Origin of the sequence: Amycolatopsis sp. NPDC101161, from assembly GCF_044768185.1 — a bacterium.
GTDB lineage: Bacteria > Actinomycetota > Actinomycetes > Mycobacteriales > Pseudonocardiaceae > Amycolatopsis.
Map to the genome: position 1 here is coordinate 259522 of NZ_JBIWPI010000003.1, position 22148 is coordinate 281669.

The window sequence follows — 22148 nt, forward strand, 5'->3', positions numbered from 1 at the left end:
AGCGCCCGCGCCGTCTCGCAGTATTCGAACAAGTGTTCGATGATTTCGGGTTCGCTCGCGGCTTCCCCTCGTGGGCGTCTTCGGTGCGTGTTCGTGGTGCTGGAGGTGCGTGGTGGCGGTGCCGGAGGCGGTGGCGGGACTCACGGCGATCCCCGGCGTTCGCACGGCCGCGCAGCTCGGCGAGCCGAGCCCGGACCCTTCGGCGTCCGCTGGGTCGCTGCCGGTAACCCCGGCGCTGGCCAAGCTGGTGCCCGACGGTCTGCGGCGCGGCACAGTGGTATCGGTCTCCGGCTCGACCGCGCTGGTGCTGGCGCTGCTCGCCGAGGCGACCCGGGAAGGATCGTGGGCAGCCATCACCGGTATGCCCGAGGTCGGTGTCGCAGCCGCCGCAGAGCTGGGCGTCGAGCTGGAGCGGCTCGCCCTCGTCCCGGACGCCGGGGCTGAAGTCGCCGCGGTGCTGTCGGCGTTGATCGACGGGTTTGATCTGGTCGTGCTCGGCCCGGACATCGCTCGCGGGATGCAGGCGCCGCTGGCGCGCCGGCTGGCTGGACGTGTTCGCAATCGAGGTGCGGTTCTGCTCGCCGCCGGCCCGTGGCCGGGCGCGGACCTGGAGCTGAGCGTGTCGAACCGCCGGTGGCGCGGTCTTACCGACGACGGATTTGGCCACTTGGAGTTCCGGGACGTCGTCGCGACCCGCCGCGGGCGGGGCGCTGCGACTCGCCCGAGTGCCGTCGCCCTGCGGCTTCCGGGCTCTGGCGGTGCCGTCGCCGTCGGCGAGGAACCTGCTGGCCGTGGGCTGCGCGAGGTCGCCGGATGATCCACACGTCGAGCGGGTCGGGACCGTCACGAGGTGCTCGATGATCGGCGAAGCCGTCCGCTCGGGTGCGCGCGGGGAGTTCGGTGCGCTGGTTCCGGTTCGGCCGGTCGTCGGGGAGATCGACAGGTGTCTACGTGGCCACTGGCTCAACCTGGACCTCTACGACAAGCTGGCGCCGTTCAGTCACCGTTACCGATTGCACGGGTGGCTGTGCGAGGTGTGCCGTGGGCTGGAGGCGTGCGAGCCGGATGCTCGGCGCCTCGCCGAGTGGGCGCTCCTCGACGTCACGGTCCAGCACGCGCCCGACGCAGCGCCAAACAGCGGACTCGTCTTGGCCGCCCATCCGCCGGCCGCGGAAACGTTGGCCGGCCGGGTCGAGCTTCGGCTCGACGGCGGCGAGGTCGGCTCGGTGACAGCGAGCCCGTGCGGGAGGTGCCGGACGGCCACCCTTGACTACGTCCACGTAGCCGCGGAGTACCGGTGCCTGGGTCTCGGTCGCACGTTGGTGGCGGCCGCGGTGGCGCGGGCGCCGTCGTACCGGTGGACGGCTCCGCTGCCGGACGGCCCGGTGGCGCAGTCGTTCCGTGCCCGGATCGCCATGCGCCGGGCCGGTCCGGCAGCTCGGCGTGCGGGAGCTTGTCGCGAGGGGTCGAGTTCGCGGTGGCCGACTACCAGCGGCGCTCGACTAGGTCGCCCCACTGCCGTGGGCGGAGAAGTTAGGGCTCGGCGGCACATCGGGGGGCGTTGTGCCGCCGAGCCAGGACTGGGGATGATCGGGACGGTCGGGGGGCGTGCCGGACCGATCACCTCAGCAAGCAACGAGAAGGCGTTCGGCGGCCACAATGACGTCCGGCGCTGGAGATCACCGAGACGGGTGACGCGCTGGTGTCCGGGTCGCGGAGGCGTGCTGGCGAGGAACCTCCCCGGCATCCGGCGTCACCCGGCAGTTCGAGTCGCCATCGGTGGAGACGCGTCGGCGGACTTGAGCCTTCGGAAGCCGGATATTGCTGATTAGCCGCCGCCGTAGTGACGGGAGACGGCGACGCTCGGGCTGGGTGGGTCGGGTGTCGTCAGGTCCTGGCGGTGGTCGTCGAGAAGCTGCTTGATCTGCGAGATGAGGCGATCGGTATGGTCAAGTGCGGTTAGCTGCTCGGAGGTGTCCTGGTCGTAGCCGGCCTGGCGAAGTTCGGTCAGCAGTGTCCGGTCGAGGTCAGCGAGCGCGCCTTTGAGGTCGCGGAAGTCAAGCGTCACGATGTCGAGGATGCGTGAGCCGCGGTGTCGAGTAAAACAGTTCGCCGCGATCTGGTGACACGCGTCTGTGCGGCTTTCGACGGCGGTGACCTGGCCTGCAAGGTCGCGGATTCGCGTCAAAATTCTTAGCGGCCGGGTGCTGTGGGTAGTTGTGACGGGTGTGGATGCTGGGGTGGCAAGCAATCGATCGCAGCCACTCGATCGGGGGCTTGGTGTCGCTTGTTTGGGACGGGGAGTGTCGAGCTTGTGGAATCGCGTGAATTTCGGGTATAGCTTCCATCTGACGTGCCGCCGACCCGCATTGCGCGGTTGCTGGCTCTCTGCGGGCGCCTCACTTTTAGTACGTCGCCGCTCACGGTCGCACCTGAAATGTCTGCCGCGGTGGTCCTGCGAGGCTAGATGTTTAAGGCAGTTTGGAGCTAAGTCCGCGTAATAGGTTCGACGTTGTGAAGCCCGCCTCCGGAGAGTGGGTGACGGTGACGTCTGCGTCCTCTACCAGACACTTTAGCCTCACGGTTGTCACGCGTGACCCCAGAAACCACGCGGATGGACAGCGTTTCGGGTCACGAAATGGGTCACGCGCAGGGCGCTTTAAGTGTGGCGTATGCCACGCATGCGAGGTGCGTGTCGGGACAGTGCACGGGCTGGAGATGGGGCGCTCGGGGCGCCGCCGTGGCATGACGGCGACGACATGCTGTTAAGACGCCTGGATCCTCGGCTGTTCAGCCGGAGCCGGTCTGGCGGAGCTTGCGGGCCGCGGTGGTGAAGATCCAGTGCGGGTGACCATCCGGTCGCCGGCGCACCGCTGCACGGGCGGCCGGTTCTCGTCGGCGGAGACCGCCTAGCCGCTGATGAGGTAGGGAATTCGGCCGCAGTCGGTGCCACGCGTGGTCAGTAGGACGACTCCGGCCGCAGTGACCACGGCGTCGACAACCGCGAACTTCGCCGGTTGAGCGAGGGTAGCCGAGAAGGAACTACTTCTTCAGCTCTGCGTTGCCGAAACCGACTTCGTAAAATACTCCATTTCCTGCCCGCGTCTTCCTGGTGGGCACGCACGAGATTTTCATCTGGTTTACACCCTTCAGTGAGACATCTAGAATGCGGACGCCATCGCTGGGCTTAATGGTCACAACCTTCAGGGGAACCTTGCCGATGTTGTTGGAGATTGTAATCTCGCTGGCGATATCCTCGGTGATCCCCGCGCCACTTTGATCATTGCCAAAGCCGATTACGGCGTGAAGGGATGAGTATCCCGCAACGTCGAACGCGACAAGTCCATCTTCTGAGGTGCACCCCACGGCAACACTGTGAGGGTATGAATTTGAGCCGATCTCTAGGCCAGGGTTGCTGTTCAGTGCGTTAGGGCTTCCGATCCTCTTAGCATCCTGGAGATACAGCGTTGACCCAGAATCTGTTGAGTTACCGTCTGCAGATTCTGAAGCTTTTGCAGGAGGCTCAGGTGGGGGCGGTGACGATTCCGTTGTCGTCGGCGGAATCGACTTAGTGTCGGTTGGCTGTGAAGGCCTAGATGGCATTTCCGGCGACTCGGCAACCGCCGGTGTTGGCGTCGGCGCGGTGGTGGGCGGCGATTCTATCACGATATGCGGAAGTCCGGTAAAAGATATGATAATGCAGAGGACTCCCAGAAGGGCGGATGCTGCAAGTGCCCTAGGTGTCAAGTTCCCGCGTAAACGAATAATTCCCAGGAGGCTAACTACTCCACCGGTGGCCCCGACCAGCAACAATGCAACACCAAGTACGAATACCCCAAGAAGGCTAGGGTTCGCCCAAACTGCCACTTAACTCGTCTCCCTTGGTTCGCCGCGAGTGGATGATTCGCTCTCGCGACCTGCCCCACCTACATGTAGGTCGTTGGAGGTGTCGTCTCGGTTACAACTATCTGGCGCGACTTCACGACATCCTCTGAGAGTTGCGACACATGGTGAATAAATTTCATATCTGCCGACTGTTCGGAACCTTCAAGTCTGCCTCCTGGTGTCGTCGGCGTGACAACAGTGAAGCGACAAGGTCGTCCTGGAAATTCAGCCGATCGAGTGGCGTCATCGCACGACGTGTAGGCACAGGTGCTGCGTTAGTAGGGCTGTCCGACCTCGGTCATCGCCTGCCACTCGCACGGCCCAAGCAAATGATCAAGAACGTCTCCGTGTCTGACGGCGGCGAGTTCGCAGCTACGACGACGTTCAGTGTGCTGTGTCATCAACGACAGGCGTGCTCGCGATGTACCGACCGAGGTGCTCGGCTTGGTTAGCGAACGTGTACCGGTCGTCGGTGTCGGAACGGATGCGTTCGACGGCGGGGCCACTCGTCGGATTCTCATCGCCAACGAGCGCAGCGTCGATGACGAGCAGGTCGTCGCCATCCCGCGGAAGCTCAGATGGTCGGAGGTGGCTTCGACGTAGTCGAGATCTGCTCGGCCGGGCCTCGACATCGAGGCGGCATGGACATCCTCGGCTTGCAGTTGGTCTCACTCAGCCTCATTACGCGCTAGTTCGAAGTCCGTGTGAGCCACGAGTGCTAGCTGAATCACAGTTTCCACCGCTATCCTGTCGCTCAATGAGGAGGAGGTAACGGTATGAATGTCGCTTGGTGGGCTTTAGGCGTGTCCGCGCTGTCCTTGTTTGTCGCCGCAAGCTCACTGCTATGGAACGTTTACTCGTTCCGGAGGACAGGGCCCATTGTTCGCGTGGAATTTTCAATGGTCACTGGCGTTGAGCTATTTGAAGGTGTCGAGGACGATTCCCGCTACCCATGGGAGCTTACTCGGTCACTCTGGGATAGTGGGCGCACGTATCGAAGGTTCATAAAATTCCGCATCGATGTCAGAAATATCGGCCGTTCGCCGATTGATATTGATTCCGTCTCAGTCGGATACCTCCCTCATTTTGACCTGTTTGAGACCTATGTGTATAGGCCGGGCACTGAGTCTTCAATACGTTTGGATCACGGTTCGAGACGCGTATTCGAGCAGGAATTCCGTGATCTTGTGGGCGTGCAGGCGCACGAGATAGGCAAGAGAGCGCAGCGCATTTATGCGCGAGTCTCACTCGGTGACGGTGTGACGCTGGAGCCTTCGGTAATTCCGTATTCAAAGTTGCTCGATGCGATATCTGAAGCCGAAAAGGAAGCTGCGGCTGGCGGTCCCGAATAATCGAGACAGCGCTGAATGGCGGATATCGACACAATGCCTGCTGTTGCAGTCGTCAGGCCGGCCGACGCGGCGCGAATCAGGGAGTCGTAGCCGAACCGGACGCGATCACTTTCGGTGAGCAGTGCCGGAGCGTCGGCAGTCAGTCCGCGGGATCGGGCGGGCGGGGATGAGGACTTTCGAGGTCGGTGCTGTTCGGTTGGCGCTGCCAGAGCCAGGTAAGGCTCGGTGTGGTGTCCGGCATGAGGACATCGCTCCTGTCAGCGAATTCGGGACTGGCGGGCGGGTGCAGCGCGGTCGGTGAGGATGCGGGGGTGTTCGCGGCCGGCGGCGATGCCGTCACGGACGTCCTGGCCAGCTCGCGGTGGTCGAAGTCGGCGACGCCGAGGTGACGCCGGGCGGCGTCGGTGAGGTGGTGGGTGATCGCGGTGGCGCTGATCCAGCCGTGCCAAGCAGGTCCCCGAGCGCCGCTGCGGCGGCGTAGACGGTGATGTGGCGGTGGCCTTCGGTGGCGGTGGCGACGTTGCGGCACTCGGCGGCCTGGACATAGGCGGTGATCCGTTTGCTGGTCGCCGGCAGTGCCGGGATCACGGTGGGGTGAGGCGGTGGTGGCGGCGGGGTGAGGGCAGTGACCAGCCAGCCGGGCAGGACCGACCGGGAGATCCCAGGTGACGGTGTAGGGCACCAGCACGACGTGGACGGTGGCCAGAGAGCCCGGGGGCCGCGATGAGGGCGCCGGGACCGCGGGGGCGACGTGCCAGTCGAGTCCCCGGCCGCGATGCCCACGTTGTGCAGGGGTGGCGATACCGCCACCGGCGGATGCGGTCGGGATCACAGGTGGCTCGTTGCTACCAGGCGGGAATGGCGGCCCGTTTGCTGCGCGGGCGAGCGGGGAAGACTGGCCACCTGCGCCCGGCAGCACCTAACGCAGCGCCGAGCAGTCTGTCGGTGGCGATTGCTGCAGCGGCCCTCCAGAAGTTAGTCGTTCAGGTGTTCGCAGGACGGTTCGGCCGCGCGGGCGATATTCCGGAGCGTCACTTCGTTCTCACCCCTGGTCATGTGACCATCGGAAGATCGGCTGCCGGGGAGGGCCTCCCTATGGCGAAAGGCACTAGCGCTGGCCTCCTGGACAACCAGCAGGCTCAATCGGTGTTCAAGCATGAGCTGTTACGGGGCTACGCCCTCCCCTTCGTCGTGATGACCGCGTCGAAAATCCCAGGTCGGCGGGCGATGGTGGTGGACGGCTACGCCGGCCGCGGCCGTTACGACGATGGACGACCGGCATCGGCGGAGCTGTTGCTGCAGGCCGCGCATCGCGCGCGTACATCCACCCAAGTTGAGGTGCTGCTGGTCGAACGCAGCAGACAGGACTATCGAAGACTGTCGACAGTCGCGGCCGAGTACCGCGACCAAGGCCTACAGGTCGAGGCGTTTCACGGCCAAGTCCAGGAACACTTGCCCGAGATCGTGTCCCGCGCCGACGGCGTGCCGCTATTCTTGTTCCTCGACCCCTGTGGCGCGATCCTGCCGTTCGTCGAGCTGCACCGTCTGCTCCGCCGGGCGCGCGGTAGCAGCTGGCCACGAACCGAAGCGCTCCTGAACTTCAGCGCCGACTTCACCCGACGCGCCGCGGGCGTCCTGCACAAGAACCTGCACGACCACGCCGCGATCCAGGCGATGGACGCCGTCTGCGGCGGCCCGTGGTGGCGGAAAGTCGCGCTTGAAGCGCACAAGAGCTCACGCCGCGCAGACTGGGAGTCTGCGGCAGAAGCCGTCGTCACCGAATACGCGCGCCGGCTCGGCGCCGCCACGAACATGAAACATGTCGTGGTCCCAGTGCGGAGGCAAATGCACCATCAACCGGTCTATCACCTGGTGTTCTTGACCAGGGGTGAGCACGGGATCTGGGTCTTCGGGCACAGCGCCGCCGCGGCGCGACGCGCGTGGCTCGACGTAGTCGGTCCGGGCGCCGACCCGCCAGAAGGGGTGCTGTTCAACCTCGCCGAGTTCCAGCAGGAAGACGAAGAGCAGCGCGCCATCGAGGAGATCAAGCGCAACCTGGTCAAGCTCGCCGGCCGGGACGGCAGCTTCAAGCTAGCGCACCACCCGCAAGCGGTGTTCGGCGATGCCTACGGCATCGCCGGCGACGTGCTAGTGCGCAAAGCCGCCCGCGAGCTGCACAAGGCCGGCACGATCCGCATCGACTGCACACCCAAGCAGGTGCGAGACTGGCTGGTCGGCTGACCACGACAGTGAACGAGTGACTGGCGCCTCAGTGGGCGAGTAGCTGCGGCATCTCGTCCCACAGTCGACCGTCGAGTTCGCGGCCGCCGGCCTTCGGTGTGCGACCGCCCCACTGCTTGTGGAAGAAAGCGACCTCGGCATCCTGGCAGCGGTCGCGGATGCCCCGCACCCACGCAGGGTCGACAGGACGCGCCCGGGGACCGGACTCACCGCCGGTGATCACCCAATCGATACCGTCCAGCTCGAGCCCGTCCAGTGGCCCCAGCAGCGGCTCGCAAGACAGGAACCGCACCGCCGCCGGTACGTCGCGCAGGTCATCGACCCGGCCAAGCTGTGAGGCGTTCTCCACGCTGACCCCGATCCACAGGTTCGCCGGCCACGACAGCTGATCCGCCAGCCGCCGCAGGCGGGTCGAGCGTTTAGTCAAGACCTGATAGGTGTGCTGCGGGGTGGACGCGATGACCTCGAACACATCCCGCACGAATGCTGTCGGCACCCTGGCGTGGAACAGGTCGCTCATCGAGTTCACGAACACCACCCGAGGCGTGCGCCAACGCCGCGGCAGATCCAGCGCGTCCGGGTGGACCGTCACACCGAAGCCAGGGCCGGACGTGCGCGGGTCACCGTCATTCTGGTACTTCGGCGTGCCCATGGCTTTCAATCGCTTGGCCAGAATGAGGGCGTAGCAGTTGTCGCAACCGGCCGATACCTGGTCGCAACCTGTCGTCGGGTTCCAGGTGACTTCCGTCCACTCGATCGCCGACTTGCTGCTCATCGTCACTCCTGCTCGCGCACCGCTCATCGCCCCTTGCCGAGAAACTTTACGCGATACCCGTAACGAGGATCCCGTAGCATCGAGTTCGTGACCGAGATGGATGCAGAACGGCTGCGTCAGGTCTCCCAGCACGCGTTCGGACAGCGGTACCGCCTCGAGCTGATGCTGGCCATCGCCAGCACCGACGACGGCATCGTCTGCCTCACCGACCTGGCCAAGACCCTCGAGATCACGATCAGCAACCTGCAGAGCCCGCTGCGTGCCCTGGTCAACACTGGACTGATCAGCCCGCTGCCCCGCGGCGACTCACGTCGGAAGTTCTACATCCGCAACCCGAGCGCCGCCTGGGCCTGGGCTCAGGAGCTGAGCGAGCTCGGGCAAAGCGGCTTCCTGACGTCCGACCCGAGTCCTGCCGATGCAGGATCAGCGGGTAACGACGTCATGTCACCTGGGAGCGACATCCCGTAACACCGGCGGCGGTGTCGGCGACTCTTGATCTATGCCGACGTCCAGGTCCGCCGAACTCCAGCTGTGGGACCGTCCGCCGCATACGGCCGCGAAGCACAGTCTGCTTCGCGCCTACCTCGGCGCCTGGTTCCCCATCATCGCCAAGTACAACCGGCGCGTCATCTACTACGACGCCTTCGCCGGCCCAGGCGAATACGGCAACGGTAACCCCCGGTACCCGGGGTCGCCGATCATTGCGCTCGACACCCTGCTCGGTCATGACTACCGTCCGAACATGAGTGGAACGGAGTTCCTGTTCCTGTTCAACGAGAAAGACCCGGCCTGCGGCGCCAACCTGGCGCGCCTCGTCGCCGAGATGAAGGCAAAGCACACTCCGTGGCCGGCGAATGTCAAGATCGGCATTGAGAACAAGACCTTCATCGAAGTCACCGGCGAGATGCTCGACGACCTGGACGGACGCAACGCTCGGCTAGCGCCGACGTTCGCCTTCGTCGACCCCGTCGGCGTCAAAGCGACCCCGATGTCGACCCTCGCTCGCCTGACCAACTACCCGAAGGGCGAACTGCTCGTCTACTTCGCTCACGAGGCAGTCACCCGCTTCTGCGGCGCAGGCAACATCGACCAGGCCCTGACGGACCTGTTCGGCACCGACGAGTACAAGGGCGCTTCGCTGCTGCAAGGCGTACAACGAAGCCAGTACGTGCACGACCTGTACAAGCGCCAACTTCACGCGATGTGCAAGTTCCCTTACAATCAAAGCTTCGCGATGTACGACAGGCGCGGCAAGCGACTGTATGACTTGTTCTATTGCACTCGCGAACTCATTGGACTCGATCGTATGAAGGGCGCGATGTGGAAAGTTGCCCCCTCGGGCGACTTCAGCTTTCGGGATCGACTCGCGAACCAGGACGTTCTGTTCTCGCAAATCGTCGACACGACCCCGCTCCGCAAGCACCTACTGGCCCAGTTTGCAGGTCAAGCCGTAACCATCGAATCCATCGTCGACAACGTCATGGCTGCAACCCCCTACGCCAGCAGTCATGTCAAGCGCGCCACGCTGAGGCCGATGCAGAACGACGGTCTGATCACAAGCCCAAATCAAGTTAGGAAGGGTTTTTCCCCGGACGGAACGATCGTTGTCTTCCCGGCCGCTCGGCCCTAGCCGGCAAGATCGATGTGAGGCTCGGTGTGCAGCGGTTGATCAAGGTACTCGCGGAGCGCCTGCCGACCGTGCCGTCGAAGCGCTATGTCAGCGTTAACCTTGGTTCGGAGCGTCGAGGTGGAATTGATCTTGCAATAGCTTATATTAACGTTCTCGTTTCTGTTCACTCGCTGTCGAGAGGCAATCATGACCGCGGACGAAGTCGAGCGCCGGATCGCCGAGCTGTCCGAGCGGCTTGCCGCGCTCGCCGACGGCGGCGACGAGCAGCGCGCGACCCGCGCCGAGTTGGCCGCGGCGCTGGCGGTCCGCTACGTGCAGCACGGCGGGCCCGACACTGACCGGGTCCGGGCCACCGAGCTGGCCGATCTGGTGCAGGCCGATCCCGCGAGCACCACCGAGCAACGGGACCGGATGTCCCAGCTGGCGTTGACCCTGACCATGGTGGGCAAGACGTCGGCCACCGCCTTGCGTGGCCACCCGGTCCCGGATCTCGCGTCCGTCCTGAACACGACGGAGTGGCTGGCGCCGGCTAGCCCAGACCAGCTGGCGGCGGGGATCGCCGAGATTCGGGACAGGCTCTCGGCCGTCACCGGCGTCGACTCCCTCCCGCCGGAGATCCGTGCACTGTTCGAGCTCATGTCGCCGCTGGCCGACCTCATGGCATCCGGCACCGCGCCGCCCTCCGAGGCGACCGTGGCCAAGCTCGACGCGGTGCTGGGCAGCACTCCGCAGAGCGGCAACCCCGGAATCGAGTTGCTCCGCACGATGATGCCGGTGATCGCGCCGGCCCCGGAGCCGGCGGTGCGGGCGCGTCAGATGCGGGAGTTGCTGGACGGGCTGCCGGAAGACCACATGCTCACGCCGATGCTGCGAGCCGACCTCGCCACGCACCTGGTCGGCAAGGCCGGGCAAGGCGGCTTCGACGACCTGCGGCAGGCGGAAGAGCTGCTGAAGCAGGCGTCCGTGCCCGACGAGCACCCGCTGTCGGACAGTATCCGGCGTCAGCTCGCCGGTGCCCTCCTGGCTTCGGTCGGCGCGGAGCCAACTCCGGAACGGATCGCCGAGGCAGAGCACGTCGTCGACCGGGTGCTGGCCGGAACCGCGGAAGCCGGTCCAGACCGCTATGGAGCGGAGCTCGTGCTGCGGTCCATGTTGGCGATCCTGCGCGGTGCCCAGGGCGACGCCGGACAGACCGCAGCCGGCGTCACCGGCCTGCTGGAGGCCGTCCGGGTCCTGCCCGCCGACCACGAGCTGCACGCCGTCGCGGTCGGCCTGGTCGGTGGCGTCCTGGCCGACCGGCACCTCGCCCTCGGCCTCCTCGAGGACACCGACTCCGCTGCGGCACTGCTCACCAAGGCGGCGGAGCCGGCTGGGGACAGCCCCGTTGACGGCTCCGTGGTGGTTGCCGCGTTGGCTGCATCGACCGAGGTCAGCCGGGCGCTGCGAGTCGGGGACGATGCCGGACTCTCCGTCGCGGTCGACCGGCTCGACGAGGCGGTGGCCAGACTGCCCGCGGCGCACGTGGTGCGGCCGAGCGCCGAGCTCCTGTCGGGGCTCGTCGGACTGCGCTTGGCGCTGACCGATGCAGGGAGCGTTCGGGAGTCCGTGGGCGCTTTGCGCGCACGACTGATTGGTGGGCCTGTACCGGGGCCATCGGGCGACATGCTCGAGTTCATGGCCGACAGCACGATGGCGTTCGCCCGTGCGCTCGACGGAGAGCCAGAGGAGATCCTCGCCGCGATCGAGCGGCTCGAAGCGCGGCTGAGCCGGGTGACGATGCTCTATCACCAGACGACGGTGCGGGGGCTGTTGGGCCTGGCGTACCTGACAGCTCACGACAGAGCGATCGGACCGGCCGATTTCTTGAGCCGCGCGGTGATTCACCTCGAGCAGTCTCTGCAGACGGCCGACGACGTGGCGCGCTCTGAAGTGTTACTCGTCCTCGCTCGTGCTCGCAGGGGCAGCCGGCAGGAGCAAACTCTTGAGGTCGGCTCTCCTGGCGACTCGAGGACCGCAGATTTCGGACCAGTTGCGCACGTCCCACCCACCGCGGTCCTCGTTCAGCACGCCCAGCCCCAGATGCTGGGGGTACACCGTGCGATTCGGCTCGACCCTGTTCAACGGGAGGAGCAGGAAGACGTCGAGCGAGTTGAAGATGGATTGCCGCCGTATGTGCTTCGGGACTTGGACGTGGAACTGCGGGCAAGGCTTAATGTTGCGCAGCGGAACGGCGGGTTCGTTCTACTAGTTGGCGGTTCAACGGTTGGCAAAACCCGCACGCTGTTCGAGGCTGTTCGAGCAGTATTGCCCGATTGGTGGTTGATCCACCCGCGCGACCCCGAGACCCTGCAGCAGTTTGTTGCTGAGCCAGCTCGACGGACAGTGGTGTGGCTCGACGAACTGCAGAGGTATCTTGATCGTCCCGGTGGAGTTTCAGCCGCCGTAGTTCGTCGCCTGATCGAAATCGGTGTTCCTGTCGTCGGGACGATATGGCCAGAAGAGTACTTTAAGCGTGTTACGCCTCCGGTCCAGGGGAAACATGATATGTATGCTGAGGACCGCTCGCTCCTCAGCGTCGCTGATATCGTTCACGTGCCGGATACCTTCAGTGCGGCCGAACAACAGCGAGCCCGAGCCGCCGCCTCCGACCGTCGTATTCGAGCTGCCCTCGACGCGTCAGATGCGAGGTTTACGCAGTTTGTAGCCGCCGGTCCGGAGTTGGTGCGCTGGTGGGAGGACGCGCCGCCGCGGCAGAGCTATGGTCAAGCTGTCATTACCGCTGCACTTGACGCGCGCCGAGCTGGCGCCAATGCCCCCGTCACCCGCGCCTACCTTGCAGATGCCGCCCGCGGATATCTCACGCCTAAGCAACGATCCGATGCTCCGCCTGATTGGCTCGACCAAGCTCTGACATACGCGACAACCCTGGTGCACGGAGCTACTGCCGCCCTAAGGCCCGTTGCTTCCAGTTCTGAACAGAGCGCCAGCTATGTCGTAGCCGACTTCCTTCATCAACATGCGCTTGGTACTCGGCGCATGGTGAGTCTTCCCGACGAGGCGTGGCGTGCCCTCATTCGCGAACATCACCCCGACGACACCAGGCGAATCGCCGACTACGCAAAGAGTCGTAACCGAAACCGCGAAGCTGCAATCCTCTACCGCCTGCTTGCGGAAAAGGGTGACATCCACGCAGCCTTTCGGCTGGCAGACGTGTTAGCGGGGCTGCAAGGATTCGATGAGCTTACCGCTCGTGCCGACGGTGGCGACAACTACTCTGCCTTCCGGTTGGCCGAGTTGCTGGCCGAGCATGGACGCGTCGACGACGCCATCGCACGGTACCGGTCTCTTGCTGATGCAGGTGACACCGATGCTGCCCAGCGCTTGGCGGAGCTACGGAGTACTCAGGAGTTGCTGGACGCAGAAGAACGTCGGTCAATCGCCGTGCGGGAGCAAGTCATACTTGCGCGTCTGCGGGACGAATCGAATTCGGCGGGAGTCGCGGCCGCGCTGGCTGAATTGGGTGACTACGAACAGGCTGTAAGTGTCTATGAGCAAGACGTAGCGCATCTTTCGGCAACTCTAGGCAGGAATCATCCTGAGACATTGTCCCGCTCGGTTTCGCTACTGTTTGCGCTCCAGGATAAAGGAGAGAATCAGCGTGCTTTAGTATTGGCGAACGATGTTAGTGAGCGGGCGATAGCGCGGCTCGGAATCGATCATCCTGTCACGTTAGCTTCATTTCTTGGCTTAGCTTCTTCTCTTCGTGACAATAATGATTTCGAGCGTGCGAAATTAGTTGATGAGCAACTGCTTTCTCGTTGCAATGAGTTATTTGGGCCGTTTCATCCCCGTTCCTTGCAGGCCACAACGTCGTTGGCTTGTGACCATGCAGGGTGCGGCGAAGTTGAAAAGGCGAGGAGTCTCAATGAGCGCACGCTTGAGCGTTATCGTCTGGTCTTGGGTAGAGATCATCCTGATACCCTCGCGTGTGCAGTAAATTTGATCGTTGACTACGTGGCACTTGGTGAGAATCGGCGTGCCGCCGAGCTTCACGCTGACACCCTTCGTCGGTACCGTCGCACGCTCGGCGACGACCACCCCGACACTCTTCTGTGCGTGGCTGCCGTGTCCGCATCTTCGGCCGAGATCCCATCGAACAAAGTTACGCAGCGCTGGCGGATGCCTGCCAGGAATCGCCATGTGGGAGCCGAGCACGGTCCGGAGGAGAAAGCGTGAGCGCCAATCTTCCGCGGCGCGCCAGGCTGCGAGTGCGCCGACCGGACCGGCTCGTGCCCGGCCTGCTTCACGGCCTCACGGCGGAGGCTCGGATTCTGGAAAGTCGGGCGCGTGAGATCTTCACGCCGCATCGGCCATTGGCTGCGCATGAGCGGCAGTATGGTCGCTACGAAGAAACAATGCAGGTCGTAGGTGCCCTCAATACCCCTGGGCTTCATGTCGTGCTTCGAGGGTCGGCTGGTATCGGCAAAACCTCGCTTATGAACTCTGTTGTCGCCACGATGGCAGCTGCGAAAAACATGTCGAATACGGTCGTTCGATGCGATTCGTCTGACACATTCGAGACCATCGTTGCTGAGTCACTCGCAAAAGCGGGAATCGACGTCCTGCGAGTTGAGTCGGTTGTAAAAGAAACCAGAAAAACGAAAGTAGATGCCAATATCCCGCACATTGGCATTGGCACTGAGAGGCAATATGAGACGTATGCGACCTACCGTCCAGATGCTCGGATGGGTCCTGCTGAAGCTGCACGCTATCTGGTTGGGCAAAGCTTCATTCTAGCGATAGACGACACGCATGCCGTCCCTGAAGCTGAGCGGCACAAGCTGGCTGTTTTCGTCAAGCATCTAGGGGAGAGTGGTTCAGGGGTAAAGGTGTTATTTGCCGGCGTCGCGAGCTCGGCAATTGACCTTATAGGCCCCGGCGGCGGTGCGGCCTTGGCTGATGTTTGCCTCACGCGCATTTCGAGTCAAGATATATGCGATCTGATTCAATCCGGATTCGAAATGCTGGGTATAACGATTGACGAGAGCATTCCCGCGGCTGTCGCAGATCTTTGTGATGGATATCCTCAACTTGCACAATTGTTGGGGCTGAATTGCGCCGAGGGGGTTATTCGCGAGGGGCGTACCCATGTTGTCGCGCAGGACTTGCGTCTTGCAAGTGTCGACGCCGTTCGAGGTGTCGACCGAACTTTAGTGCATACCTACGAGCACGCCCGCGAACCGACGTTACTCGAACTAGTTGCCGGTCTTCCGGCGGCACCGTTCACGCTTGCCGACCTCGCCAAGGGGGGCTGGGTGTCGCCGATGCCCGGCTGGGCTGTAGGCGAGTCGGCAATTTTTCGTCAGGTAGACACGAATACGTACGAGTTCACTGATCCTCGAATGCGAAGCTATATTCGGATTCGACACCTGTTGGCGTGACGTATGCCGGTTAAATATCCGACATAGGTTGTTGTTCCCGGGTCGTGTGGTCGTCGTCGGTGCCTGTCGAAGACCAAGTCATCCGTGGCTGCCGAGGTTGCGGTCCCGCCATGCGCTGAGTCTAAGTTGGCGCGTGGCGTCAGGTTGACGACATGAAGATTTTGGTAGATCCTGACGTTAATGGTGTCAATGCGCGTGACTGTGTGGGCGTCGACACCAGCCTCCCCGGTAGCTGGTATCGGAGGTCTGTTATGCCCGATCCCGACGTCGGGGTGCGACGTTTCCTTTCGGTTGGCCAAGCGGCAAAGTTGCTCGGCGTTTCCGTCATGACAATCTACCGCGCCGTGAACGAAGGGGTTTTTTCGGCGATTCGAACCCGAGGACGTATCTCGATCCCTGCAAAAGCGATCGACGCGATGGAGGAAGTTGCTGTCGCGCAGATGCGAGCGGTCGACTCCAGCGAGTTCACGCTGCCGAAGACGGGCAGCCGCGGCGGCGGTAGTAGGTGAAGCATCTTTGATGGGTCGCTGGCATGCGACGTTAGCGGCTTTAGCCCTCAGGTTGTGGTTGAGCGCGAATTGACGCCTATCGCGCTGATGCTGTGACCGCAGCCTGAGGGGGTCCGCTTGCCCCCGGAAGGGGGTGTACAGAGTGGGGGAAGTTAATTCCCCGTCAGGAGCGACAGTTGCGCCTTCGGTCGCGACGAAGGCGTCACAGTCGGTTTCTCCTCCGGTGTAGTGGTGCACCCGTTTAAGGATGCCCAATTCGAGTGCTGCGTCTCGTGCTCGGCGGACGGTCTTCGGGTCGAGACCGGCGCGCTCGGCCCAGCAACGAATCGAGATGGAGCCGCCTGTGGAGAGAACGGCGTGCGCGAAGGCGTCGAGAGCTGCGCGCAAGCTACTGATCCGTACGCCCGCGATCGTCCCGGTGTGCACTACAACGCTAAGTCCGCGCGACAACTGCCTATCCACGGCGGCCTGAAGCACGGCACGGACGCGCTGAAGCCGACGAGGTGACGGTTCGCTCGGGTGGTTGCCGGCTTGAGGTGGTCCCAGGCGTCGTCGTCGCGGTCTGCTTTCGGCCGCTTCGCGGAGTGCGGGTATCCAGCGGCCTCGGCGCCAGGCGTCTCTCCCGAGGTGTGCGGCTTGTGTCGGGGATGCCTGGTGGAAAAGGTTCCATGCCTGCCGCTCGGTGAAGCCGCTTTCGGCGGCGGCGATCGTGGTGGCAGGTGCCCAAAACCAGCGCTGCCAAGCTTGGCGCCCGATCTCACGGGCCTTGGTGCCGGCGAGGTTGGCGAAGGCCCAGGCGTGTGCCGTGGCGTGGCCGGCGCGGGCGAGTGCGAGGGCGTGGCCGTACTCGCGTTCGGACCTGCTGACGCCTGAGGCGCTGCGTCGGTGCGCTGGTGGTGAGGTCTGCGGGGCCCTGGACCTGACGGGGTGCGGTACGTCGCTTGTTGTCAACGTGCAGCTCAGTATCGGGCTGGGCAGCGCGTGTCGGTGGGGTGAGGAGGTGAGCCGGAGGGTCGAGCGGACGGTGGCGGAGACGTTCTGCCGGGTGGCGACAGCGCGGACGATGCGCTGCAGTTCCTCGTAGAGGCTCGGCGGCACCTTTATGACGAGGTGGGTGTGCCCCGCGCGGCCGGAGGTACGCCGGAGCCAGGGAAGTCCGTAGCAGTCGGCCCACAGCAGCAGCTGTTCTGCAACGACTTCGCCGGCGTCGGGACTGGTGCCAGTGTCTTCTGGGTCGATGTCGATGGCAAGGAGGGGCTGGCGAAGCGTGCCGACGATGGCTTTGGCTTCGCTGTCGGCGTTGAGGATGCTGGCGGCGTCGTCGAGGTGGTGGGTGATCGTGTGTGCGTGGTTGTCGGCGTCGATGACAATGAACGGCGCCCGGAAGAGTGCCTGGTCGAGGCGCGAGGGCAGGTAGTCGTCTGGCATGGGAAGTCCTCGGGAGCTCGGTGCGGCGGGTCAAGCGCTGGTCAGCGCTGGGTGTCGGCCGGGGTTCGCCAGGGCCAGCGCAAGGGTGGGGCAAGGACAGCCAGCCCGGGCGGCACTGTGTCGATGCGGAGGATCGCGACGGTCCAGGTCATGCCGATGCCAATGCCGAGCAAGGCGACGTGGTCGCCAGGGACAACCGCGCGGCGCGTGAGCAGGTGGGCAAGGCCGACGATCTGGTCGTTAGGTCCTATGTGGCCCCATTGGTCGCCGGCGTGGCAGAGGGTGCGGTCGGCGGTGATGCCGAGCGGTTGCAGGCAGTTGGTGTCGAGCAGGTGTTGTCCGTAGTGCGGTAGCAGCACCCAGCGGATCTGGTCGAGGTGCAGGTCGGCGTCGCGGAAGACTTCGTCGATGACGGCGCGGACGCCCTCGTGGTTTCGGCGCGTGATTGAGGCGGTGCCGACGAGATCGGTGTATTGGCGTTTGCGTTCGCGGATGCGTTCGATGCCGAGTTCGGTGGTGCCGGCGGGGGCGAAGCGGTGGTTGCCGCGGTGGAGCTGTTCGAGGGTGGGGTCGGTGTAGGAGCTGGTGGCGAGGATGGTGGCGAGGCCGGGTTGGCGGCCGAGGATGAGGGCGGAGCCGCCGTCGCCGTAGGCGATGCCGTGGTCGGCGGTGAGGTGGTCGAAGGCGGGTGGGCCGAAGGTTTCGCCGCCGGTGAGCAGGACCGTGTCGAGGTCGGGGCTGCCGGCGAGGACGCGGGCGGAGATGTCGATGCCGCCGACGAGGCTGTTGCTCATGGCGTTGAGTTCGGTGGCGATACCCCGCCCTGCGGGTAGCCCGAGGCGGGAGCGGACGTAGGCGGGGCGGGACCAGAAGTCGATGCCGCGGCTGCCGCGCCAGATCGCGGCGTGGAAGTGCAGGTCGGGGACGGGCAAGGGGCCGGTGGTGGCGATGGCCATGCTGGCGAGGGCGTTGCGGCCGGCGCGGACGGCCAGGTCCATGCCGGTGCTGCCTGAGGCGATCGACACGGCGCGCTGGCCGATGACGCCACGTAGCGGCCGGCTGGACTCGAGGTCGTCGACGGCCACGAGCTCGCCGAGCGCGGCGCCGACGCCGCGCAGATGGAGGTTCGTCCAGCGCATCGTTAGCACCGCCCCATCTGGCTCGTGCGTGCAGGGAGGTCGGCGACGATGGCCTCGACAGAGCCGTAGTAGGCCCGCAGGTGATGGGTCGTGATGCCCGCGCAAGCGGCGATCTCGTCGAGGGTGGCCGGTCCGCCGGGTGGCGGGTGGTCGAGTAGGTCGCGGACGGTGTCGGTGATCCAGGTGCGCATGACGTCTTCCTGATCGAGGCGGTGGGTGTGGCACGCCAGGAGCGGGGAGGCGCCAATCGGGTCTGGTCGGCGGGGTGGCGTGGGTGCTGGACGACGGGTGAGAACGGGTCAGGTGCGGCGGGCGCGGCCGCTGCGCCGTGTGAGCAGGGCTTTGTGGTGGGCGCGGCGCAGGTCGGGGATCTGGTCGCGGACGACGCGGTCGAGTTCGGGCATGCGGTGGACGTCTGTGTCGAAGCCGGGGTCGGTGCGGAAGACCTGGGCCAGCACGGAGGCGTTGTTGCTGAGGTTGACCACCGCGTAGGGCAGGGTCGCCGGGATGTAGATCATGTCTCCGGCACGGGGGTGAAAGGGCTGCATGGCGTTGCCGGAGAGAACGGCGACGTGGCCGCTGATGATCGCGATCGCGGTCTCGGTGGTGTCATGACGTTGCGGCGCGAGTGTGGTGGCGCCGGGCAGGTGCATCCGGCCGCCCGACAACGCGCGGGTCGGAACGATCCCGGTCCGCAGGATCGGGGTGAGCGTCTCGCCTTCGTCGGCAAGCTGGCCGGCCGCGGACGGTATCGGCGTGGTCGTGGTGTCCATCTCGGCAGTTCCTCTCCAGGTGGGTTCAGCGGGCCGGGGTGTCGGTGGTGTGGCGAGCGAGTTCGCGGGCCAGCGCGGCGTTGGCGACGGCCTGGGGCACAAGGCGGCGGCCGTGCCCGCACGCAGCGGCGACCGCCAGGACGGACCGATCCAGCTCGGTCTCGACCAGCCCGAGCGCAGCGCGGGAGGCATTGGGGTGGGTTTCATCGACGAGGCCGGCGATGACGTCGATGTCGCGGCGTAGGTGCCGCAGCGCCCGGTAGAACCGCGGATCTGTCGACGGGGCCTGGGTGCCGGTGCACATCGGGATGTGCGCGGCCGGCATCGGGATCCGCAGCCGGTGCAGCTGCTTGTGCAGCGCGTTGAGGAACTGCACCGCGGGCACGAGATCCGTCAGCGCGAACAGCGGCTGGTGGCCGAGGTCGCCGTGGCAGAGGTGGATCCGCCAGATCGCGTCGCGGGGGCCGTCACTGAGGACGCGGGCGACCTGCTTGGCCAGCGCCCGCACCGCCGCCGGCCACAGCGGCCGCGGGGTGCGGTCCAGCGTCGCGAGCACGGCGGGGGTTTCGAGCTGGAAGACGACCTGGTTGCCGTGCTGGCGGTGGATGGTGTGGACGTCGTCGAGCACGGCCTGGCGGAACACCGGCAGATGAGTGACCGCGGCAGCGGGGCTGCCGAAGGTGAACAGCGCCAGGTCGTAGGGGTTCGGGATCGACACCTGGTGCGGTGGGAAATCTCGGTCGTCGCGCAGCTGGGCGCGGGCGGCCATGACGGCGTCGGTGTGGGCGGCGCGGCCGAGGGACAGGTCCTCGGACTCCAGCCAGCGGTCACGCTTGAGGCGGTAGGTCGGCATGTCGTCGTAGTCGGCGGAGGCGCCGGTGCGGACGGGTTCGAGAGCGTCGACGGCGGCGAGGCCGTCGAGCCAGTCGATGATCCACCGCGGGTCCGGATCGCACGGCAGTCCGGTCAACGTCGTGTCGGTGCTGTGGTCGAGGAACCACTGCATCGTCGCGCGGTGGTCGCCGGTCAGGACAGCGGGCAGCGAGCCGACGAAGTGGACAGCCCGGTCCTCGTCGGGGGTCGCGGTGGTGTCGGGGTAGTCGGTGCTGGCGTGGCTGAAAACGAGTGTGGACATGAGGATCTCCCCGGTTGGGCGGGTTGGCTGGGTTGTGTGGGGGTGCGGGCGTGGGGAGGGGCGCCCGGCGGGGATGTGGGAGCGAAGAGGGGTGCGCGGGCCCGCGCTGGAGGGGTTGAGGTGGGGGCGCGGGCCCGCGCGGTCTGAGGGTTAGCCGGTGACGGCGACGTGGCCGGGCTTGGGCTGCGGCTTGGGCGCGGTCCGGTCACCCGGGTTGTCACCCTGCTGGTGCCGCTGACCCGGCACACCCGGCCGCGCAGTCCCCGGTGCCCCGGGTTTGTGCGTGGGGGCGGGGCGGGTGCCGGTGGGCGGGTTGCCGGTCGGCGGCGGCGGGTTACCGGCGCCGCAGCTGACCGTCGCCACCGTCACGGTGATCGCTGTGCCTACAGTGGGTTTGCTCGAGGTCGGTCCGCCGGATCCGTTGGTGCGGGTGGGTGCGGTGGCGGTGGTGACGGCGATGATGCCGGCGGTACCGTGCCCGCCGCCACTGACTTTGAGGTTGCCGCTGCCGCCCTTGGGGGCGCTGGTGGTGATCGAGCCGTTGCGGCAGGTTGCGACGAACGGCCCGACCGTGGTCCCGCCGACCCGCACCGACGCGACGCGGGCTTCGGCGAACCCGGCGCCGGCCTGCAGGCTGATGCCGCTGGCCACGACCGCGCCGCTGGGACTGGACACCGAGCCGCCGGCGGTCTTGATCGCGCCGCTGCTGGACACACTGGGACTGGCCGAGAGGTGCTCGCCGCCGGAGACCGAGATCCCGGTCGCGGTCGACGTCGCTGCTGCGGCGGCGAGGGCGGGCGGCGCCGCGGTCGCGGGGGTGCAGCTGGACGCGAACGTGGTGAGGGTGCCGATGAGGAGCGCTCCGGCGCCGGCCGCGGCGAGGGCGGTACGAGTGGTGTTCATGGCTGATTTCTCCAGAAACTGTTGGCGTGATTGGGTTAGCGGATGAGGACCGGAGTGCCGATGGGCACCGGGTCCGCGGGGTTGGTGAAGGTGGTGAGTGCGTCGGCGGGGACGCGGATGCATCCGTCGCTGGACGGGCGGCCGAACACGTCGGTGGTCGGCCAGCCGTGGATTCCCGTGGTCCCCGGACCGCCGCCGTAGGTGGTGAACGTCGTCGAGTGGATCCCGAGCGGGAAGATCACCGGGCTGAATTTCTGTTTCGCGTCGGTCATCGAGGCCAGTACGAACGTCCGCCCGGTCGGGGTTGGCGAGGCTGCGGTGCCGACGCCGACGCTCCAGGTGCCGATCTGCTGGTGGTCGCGGTAGAGGGTGAGCCGGAACGCGGCCCGGTCGATGACGATCCGGTCGGTGGTCGATCGGCTGTCGAGCGTGTTGTCCTGAGTGGACAGCCAGCCAGTGGAGCCGTTGGGCCGCGACGGCAGCAGCACTTGCACCCAGCCTGGCTCCTCTTCGATCACCGGCAACCAGGTGTCGGACCCGAGCTGGGTGATCGGCAGGACCGCGATCGCCGGACCCCCGGGCTGGTTGAAGACCGGCACTGGCGCTGTCGGGTGCACGAGCTGCCCGTCCGGTATCTCCTCGGCGGTGGCGTCCTGCGGAGCGGTCGGAATGGTGCTGAAGGTGCTCGCCTCTGGCAGCCCCGCCAGATTCGGGACCGCCCGAGCGGCCACGACCGGGGCGTGCAGCTCGACTCCCAGCTCGACCGGCTCGGCGCCGCGAGCGGCGTCGGGCGCCGGCCGCGACGGTGAGAGCAGCGCACCCGCAGTACCGACCAGCGCGATCCCGGCCAGCCAGAGCGCGAGCACCCGCCACCGGTTCGGTGCCGGCTGCGGCGTCTCAGACATGGATCAGTCCTTCCTCGAGGTCGATGGAGGCC

The 22148-nt window shown here is 65.6% G+C and carries 18 protein-coding genes; 9 read left to right on the plus strand and 9 right to left on the minus strand.

Annotation, left to right across the window (positions count from 1 at the left end):
* Positions 1-112 precede the first annotated feature (112 nt).
* Both ACIRSS_RS23085 and ACIRSS_RS23090 read left to right on the plus strand, forming a co-directional pair.
* Entirely contained in the window at positions 113-817 is a 705-nt protein-coding gene (locus ACIRSS_RS23085) for a hypothetical protein (RefSeq protein ID WP_400898108.1), read from the plus strand.
* Between the two features lie 40 nt (positions 818-857).
* Positions 858-1832: a GNAT family N-acetyltransferase gene (locus ACIRSS_RS23090; protein WP_400898110.1), complete on the plus strand. Its 975-nt coding sequence runs from the start codon at positions 858-860 to the stop codon at positions 1830-1832.
* On the opposite strand, the gene ACIRSS_RS23095 is transcribed toward ACIRSS_RS23090, so the two are convergent.
* Together ACIRSS_RS23095 and ACIRSS_RS23100 are read right to left on the minus strand one after the other, a co-directional pair.
* Complete coding sequence (locus tag ACIRSS_RS23095; RefSeq protein WP_400898112.1) at positions 1829-2068, minus strand: hypothetical protein; 240 nt, start codon at positions 2066-2068, stop codon at positions 1829-1831. The genes ACIRSS_RS23090 and ACIRSS_RS23095 overlap by 4 nt on opposite strands.
* Before the next feature lie 974 nt (positions 2069-3042).
* A complete protein-coding gene (locus ACIRSS_RS23100) occupies positions 3043-3867 on the minus strand; it encodes a hypothetical protein (protein WP_400898113.1) in 825 nt (274 codons plus the stop codon).
* Between the two features lie 794 nt (positions 3868-4661).
* Between ACIRSS_RS23100 and ACIRSS_RS23105 the strand changes: the two genes are divergently transcribed.
* Complete coding sequence (locus ACIRSS_RS23105; protein ID WP_400898115.1) at positions 4662-5237, plus strand: hypothetical protein; 576 nt, start codon at positions 4662-4664, stop codon at positions 5235-5237.
* A 945-nt stretch (positions 5238-6182) separates the two neighbouring features.
* A complete protein-coding gene (tcmP, locus tag ACIRSS_RS23110; RefSeq protein ID WP_400898117.1) occupies positions 6183-7478 on the plus strand; it encodes a three-Cys-motif partner protein TcmP in 1296 nt (431 codons plus the stop codon).
* A 28-nt stretch (positions 7479-7506) separates the two neighbouring features.
* Here tcmP (ACIRSS_RS23110) and ACIRSS_RS23115 read toward each other — a convergent pair whose 3' ends face one another.
* Entirely contained in the window at positions 7507-8253 is a 747-nt protein-coding gene (locus ACIRSS_RS23115; protein ID WP_400898119.1) for a DUF5131 family protein, read from the minus strand.
* A gap of 87 nt (positions 8254-8340) precedes the next feature.
* On the opposite strand from ACIRSS_RS23115, the gene ACIRSS_RS23120 reads away from it, so the two are divergent.
* The 5 genes from ACIRSS_RS23120 to ACIRSS_RS23140 all read left to right on the plus strand — a co-directional run bounded on the left by ACIRSS_RS23120 (position 8341) and on the right by ACIRSS_RS23140 (position 15833).
* Positions 8341-8721: a hypothetical protein gene (locus tag ACIRSS_RS23120; protein ID WP_400898121.1), complete on the plus strand. Its 381-nt coding sequence runs from the start codon at positions 8341-8343 to the stop codon at positions 8719-8721.
* Between the two features lie 31 nt (positions 8722-8752).
* Positions 8753-9883: a three-Cys-motif partner protein TcmP gene (tcmP, locus tag ACIRSS_RS23125; RefSeq protein WP_400898123.1), complete on the plus strand. Its 1131-nt coding sequence runs from the start codon at positions 8753-8755 to the stop codon at positions 9881-9883.
* A 186-nt stretch (positions 9884-10069) separates the two neighbouring features.
* Positions 10070-14119 (plus strand): tetratricopeptide repeat protein, encoded by a 4050-nt coding sequence (locus tag ACIRSS_RS23130; RefSeq protein ID WP_400898125.1) that lies wholly within the window; start codon positions 10070-10072, stop codon positions 14117-14119.
* Positions 14116-15324 carry a hypothetical protein gene (locus ACIRSS_RS23135; protein WP_400898127.1) on the plus strand — a complete coding sequence of 403 codons (1209 nt, stop codon included), beginning with the start codon at positions 14116-14118 and terminating at the stop codon, positions 15322-15324. Before ACIRSS_RS23130 ends, ACIRSS_RS23135 begins: the two co-directional genes overlap by 4 nt.
* A 326-nt stretch (positions 15325-15650) precedes the next feature.
* Positions 15651-15833 carry a hypothetical protein gene (locus ACIRSS_RS23140; RefSeq protein ID WP_400899760.1) on the plus strand — a complete coding sequence of 61 codons (183 nt, stop codon included), beginning with the start codon at positions 15651-15653 and terminating at the stop codon, positions 15831-15833.
* A gap of 1469 nt (positions 15834-17302) precedes the next feature.
* Here ACIRSS_RS23140 and ACIRSS_RS23145 read toward each other — a convergent pair.
* The 6 genes from ACIRSS_RS23145 to ACIRSS_RS23170 all read right to left on the minus strand — a co-directional run bounded on the left by ACIRSS_RS23145 (position 17303) and on the right by ACIRSS_RS23170 (position 22116).
* Positions 17303-18400, minus strand: coding sequence for a 3-oxoacyl-[acyl-carrier-protein] synthase III C-terminal domain-containing protein (locus tag ACIRSS_RS23145; protein WP_400898129.1), 1098 nt, complete (start codon positions 18398-18400; stop codon positions 17303-17305).
* 2 nt (positions 18401-18402) lie between these two features.
* The gene (locus tag ACIRSS_RS23150; protein ID WP_400898131.1) at positions 18403-18591 is read right to left on the minus strand and encodes a hypothetical protein; all 189 of its coding nucleotides are present in this window, start codon (positions 18589-18591) and stop codon (positions 18403-18405) included.
* A gap of 108 nt (positions 18592-18699) precedes the next feature.
* On the minus strand, positions 18700-19173 hold the full coding sequence (locus tag ACIRSS_RS23155; protein WP_400898133.1) for a hypothetical protein: 474 nt from the start codon (positions 19171-19173) through the stop codon (positions 18700-18702).
* Between the two features lie 25 nt (positions 19174-19198).
* Positions 19199-20308 (minus strand): hypothetical protein, encoded by a 1110-nt coding sequence (locus tag ACIRSS_RS23160; RefSeq protein ID WP_400898135.1) that lies wholly within the window; start codon positions 20306-20308, stop codon positions 19199-19201.
* Positions 20309-20458: 150 nt separating this feature from the next.
* Positions 20459-21211, minus strand: a complete 753-nt coding sequence (locus ACIRSS_RS23165; protein ID WP_400898137.1) for a hypothetical protein — start codon at positions 21209-21211, stop codon at positions 20459-20461.
* A 35-nt stretch (positions 21212-21246) separates the two neighbouring features.
* The gene (locus ACIRSS_RS23170) at positions 21247-22116 is read right to left on the minus strand and encodes a L,D-transpeptidase family protein (RefSeq protein WP_400898139.1); all 870 of its coding nucleotides are present in this window, start codon (positions 22114-22116) and stop codon (positions 21247-21249) included.
* Positions 22117-22148: the final 32 nt, after the last annotated feature.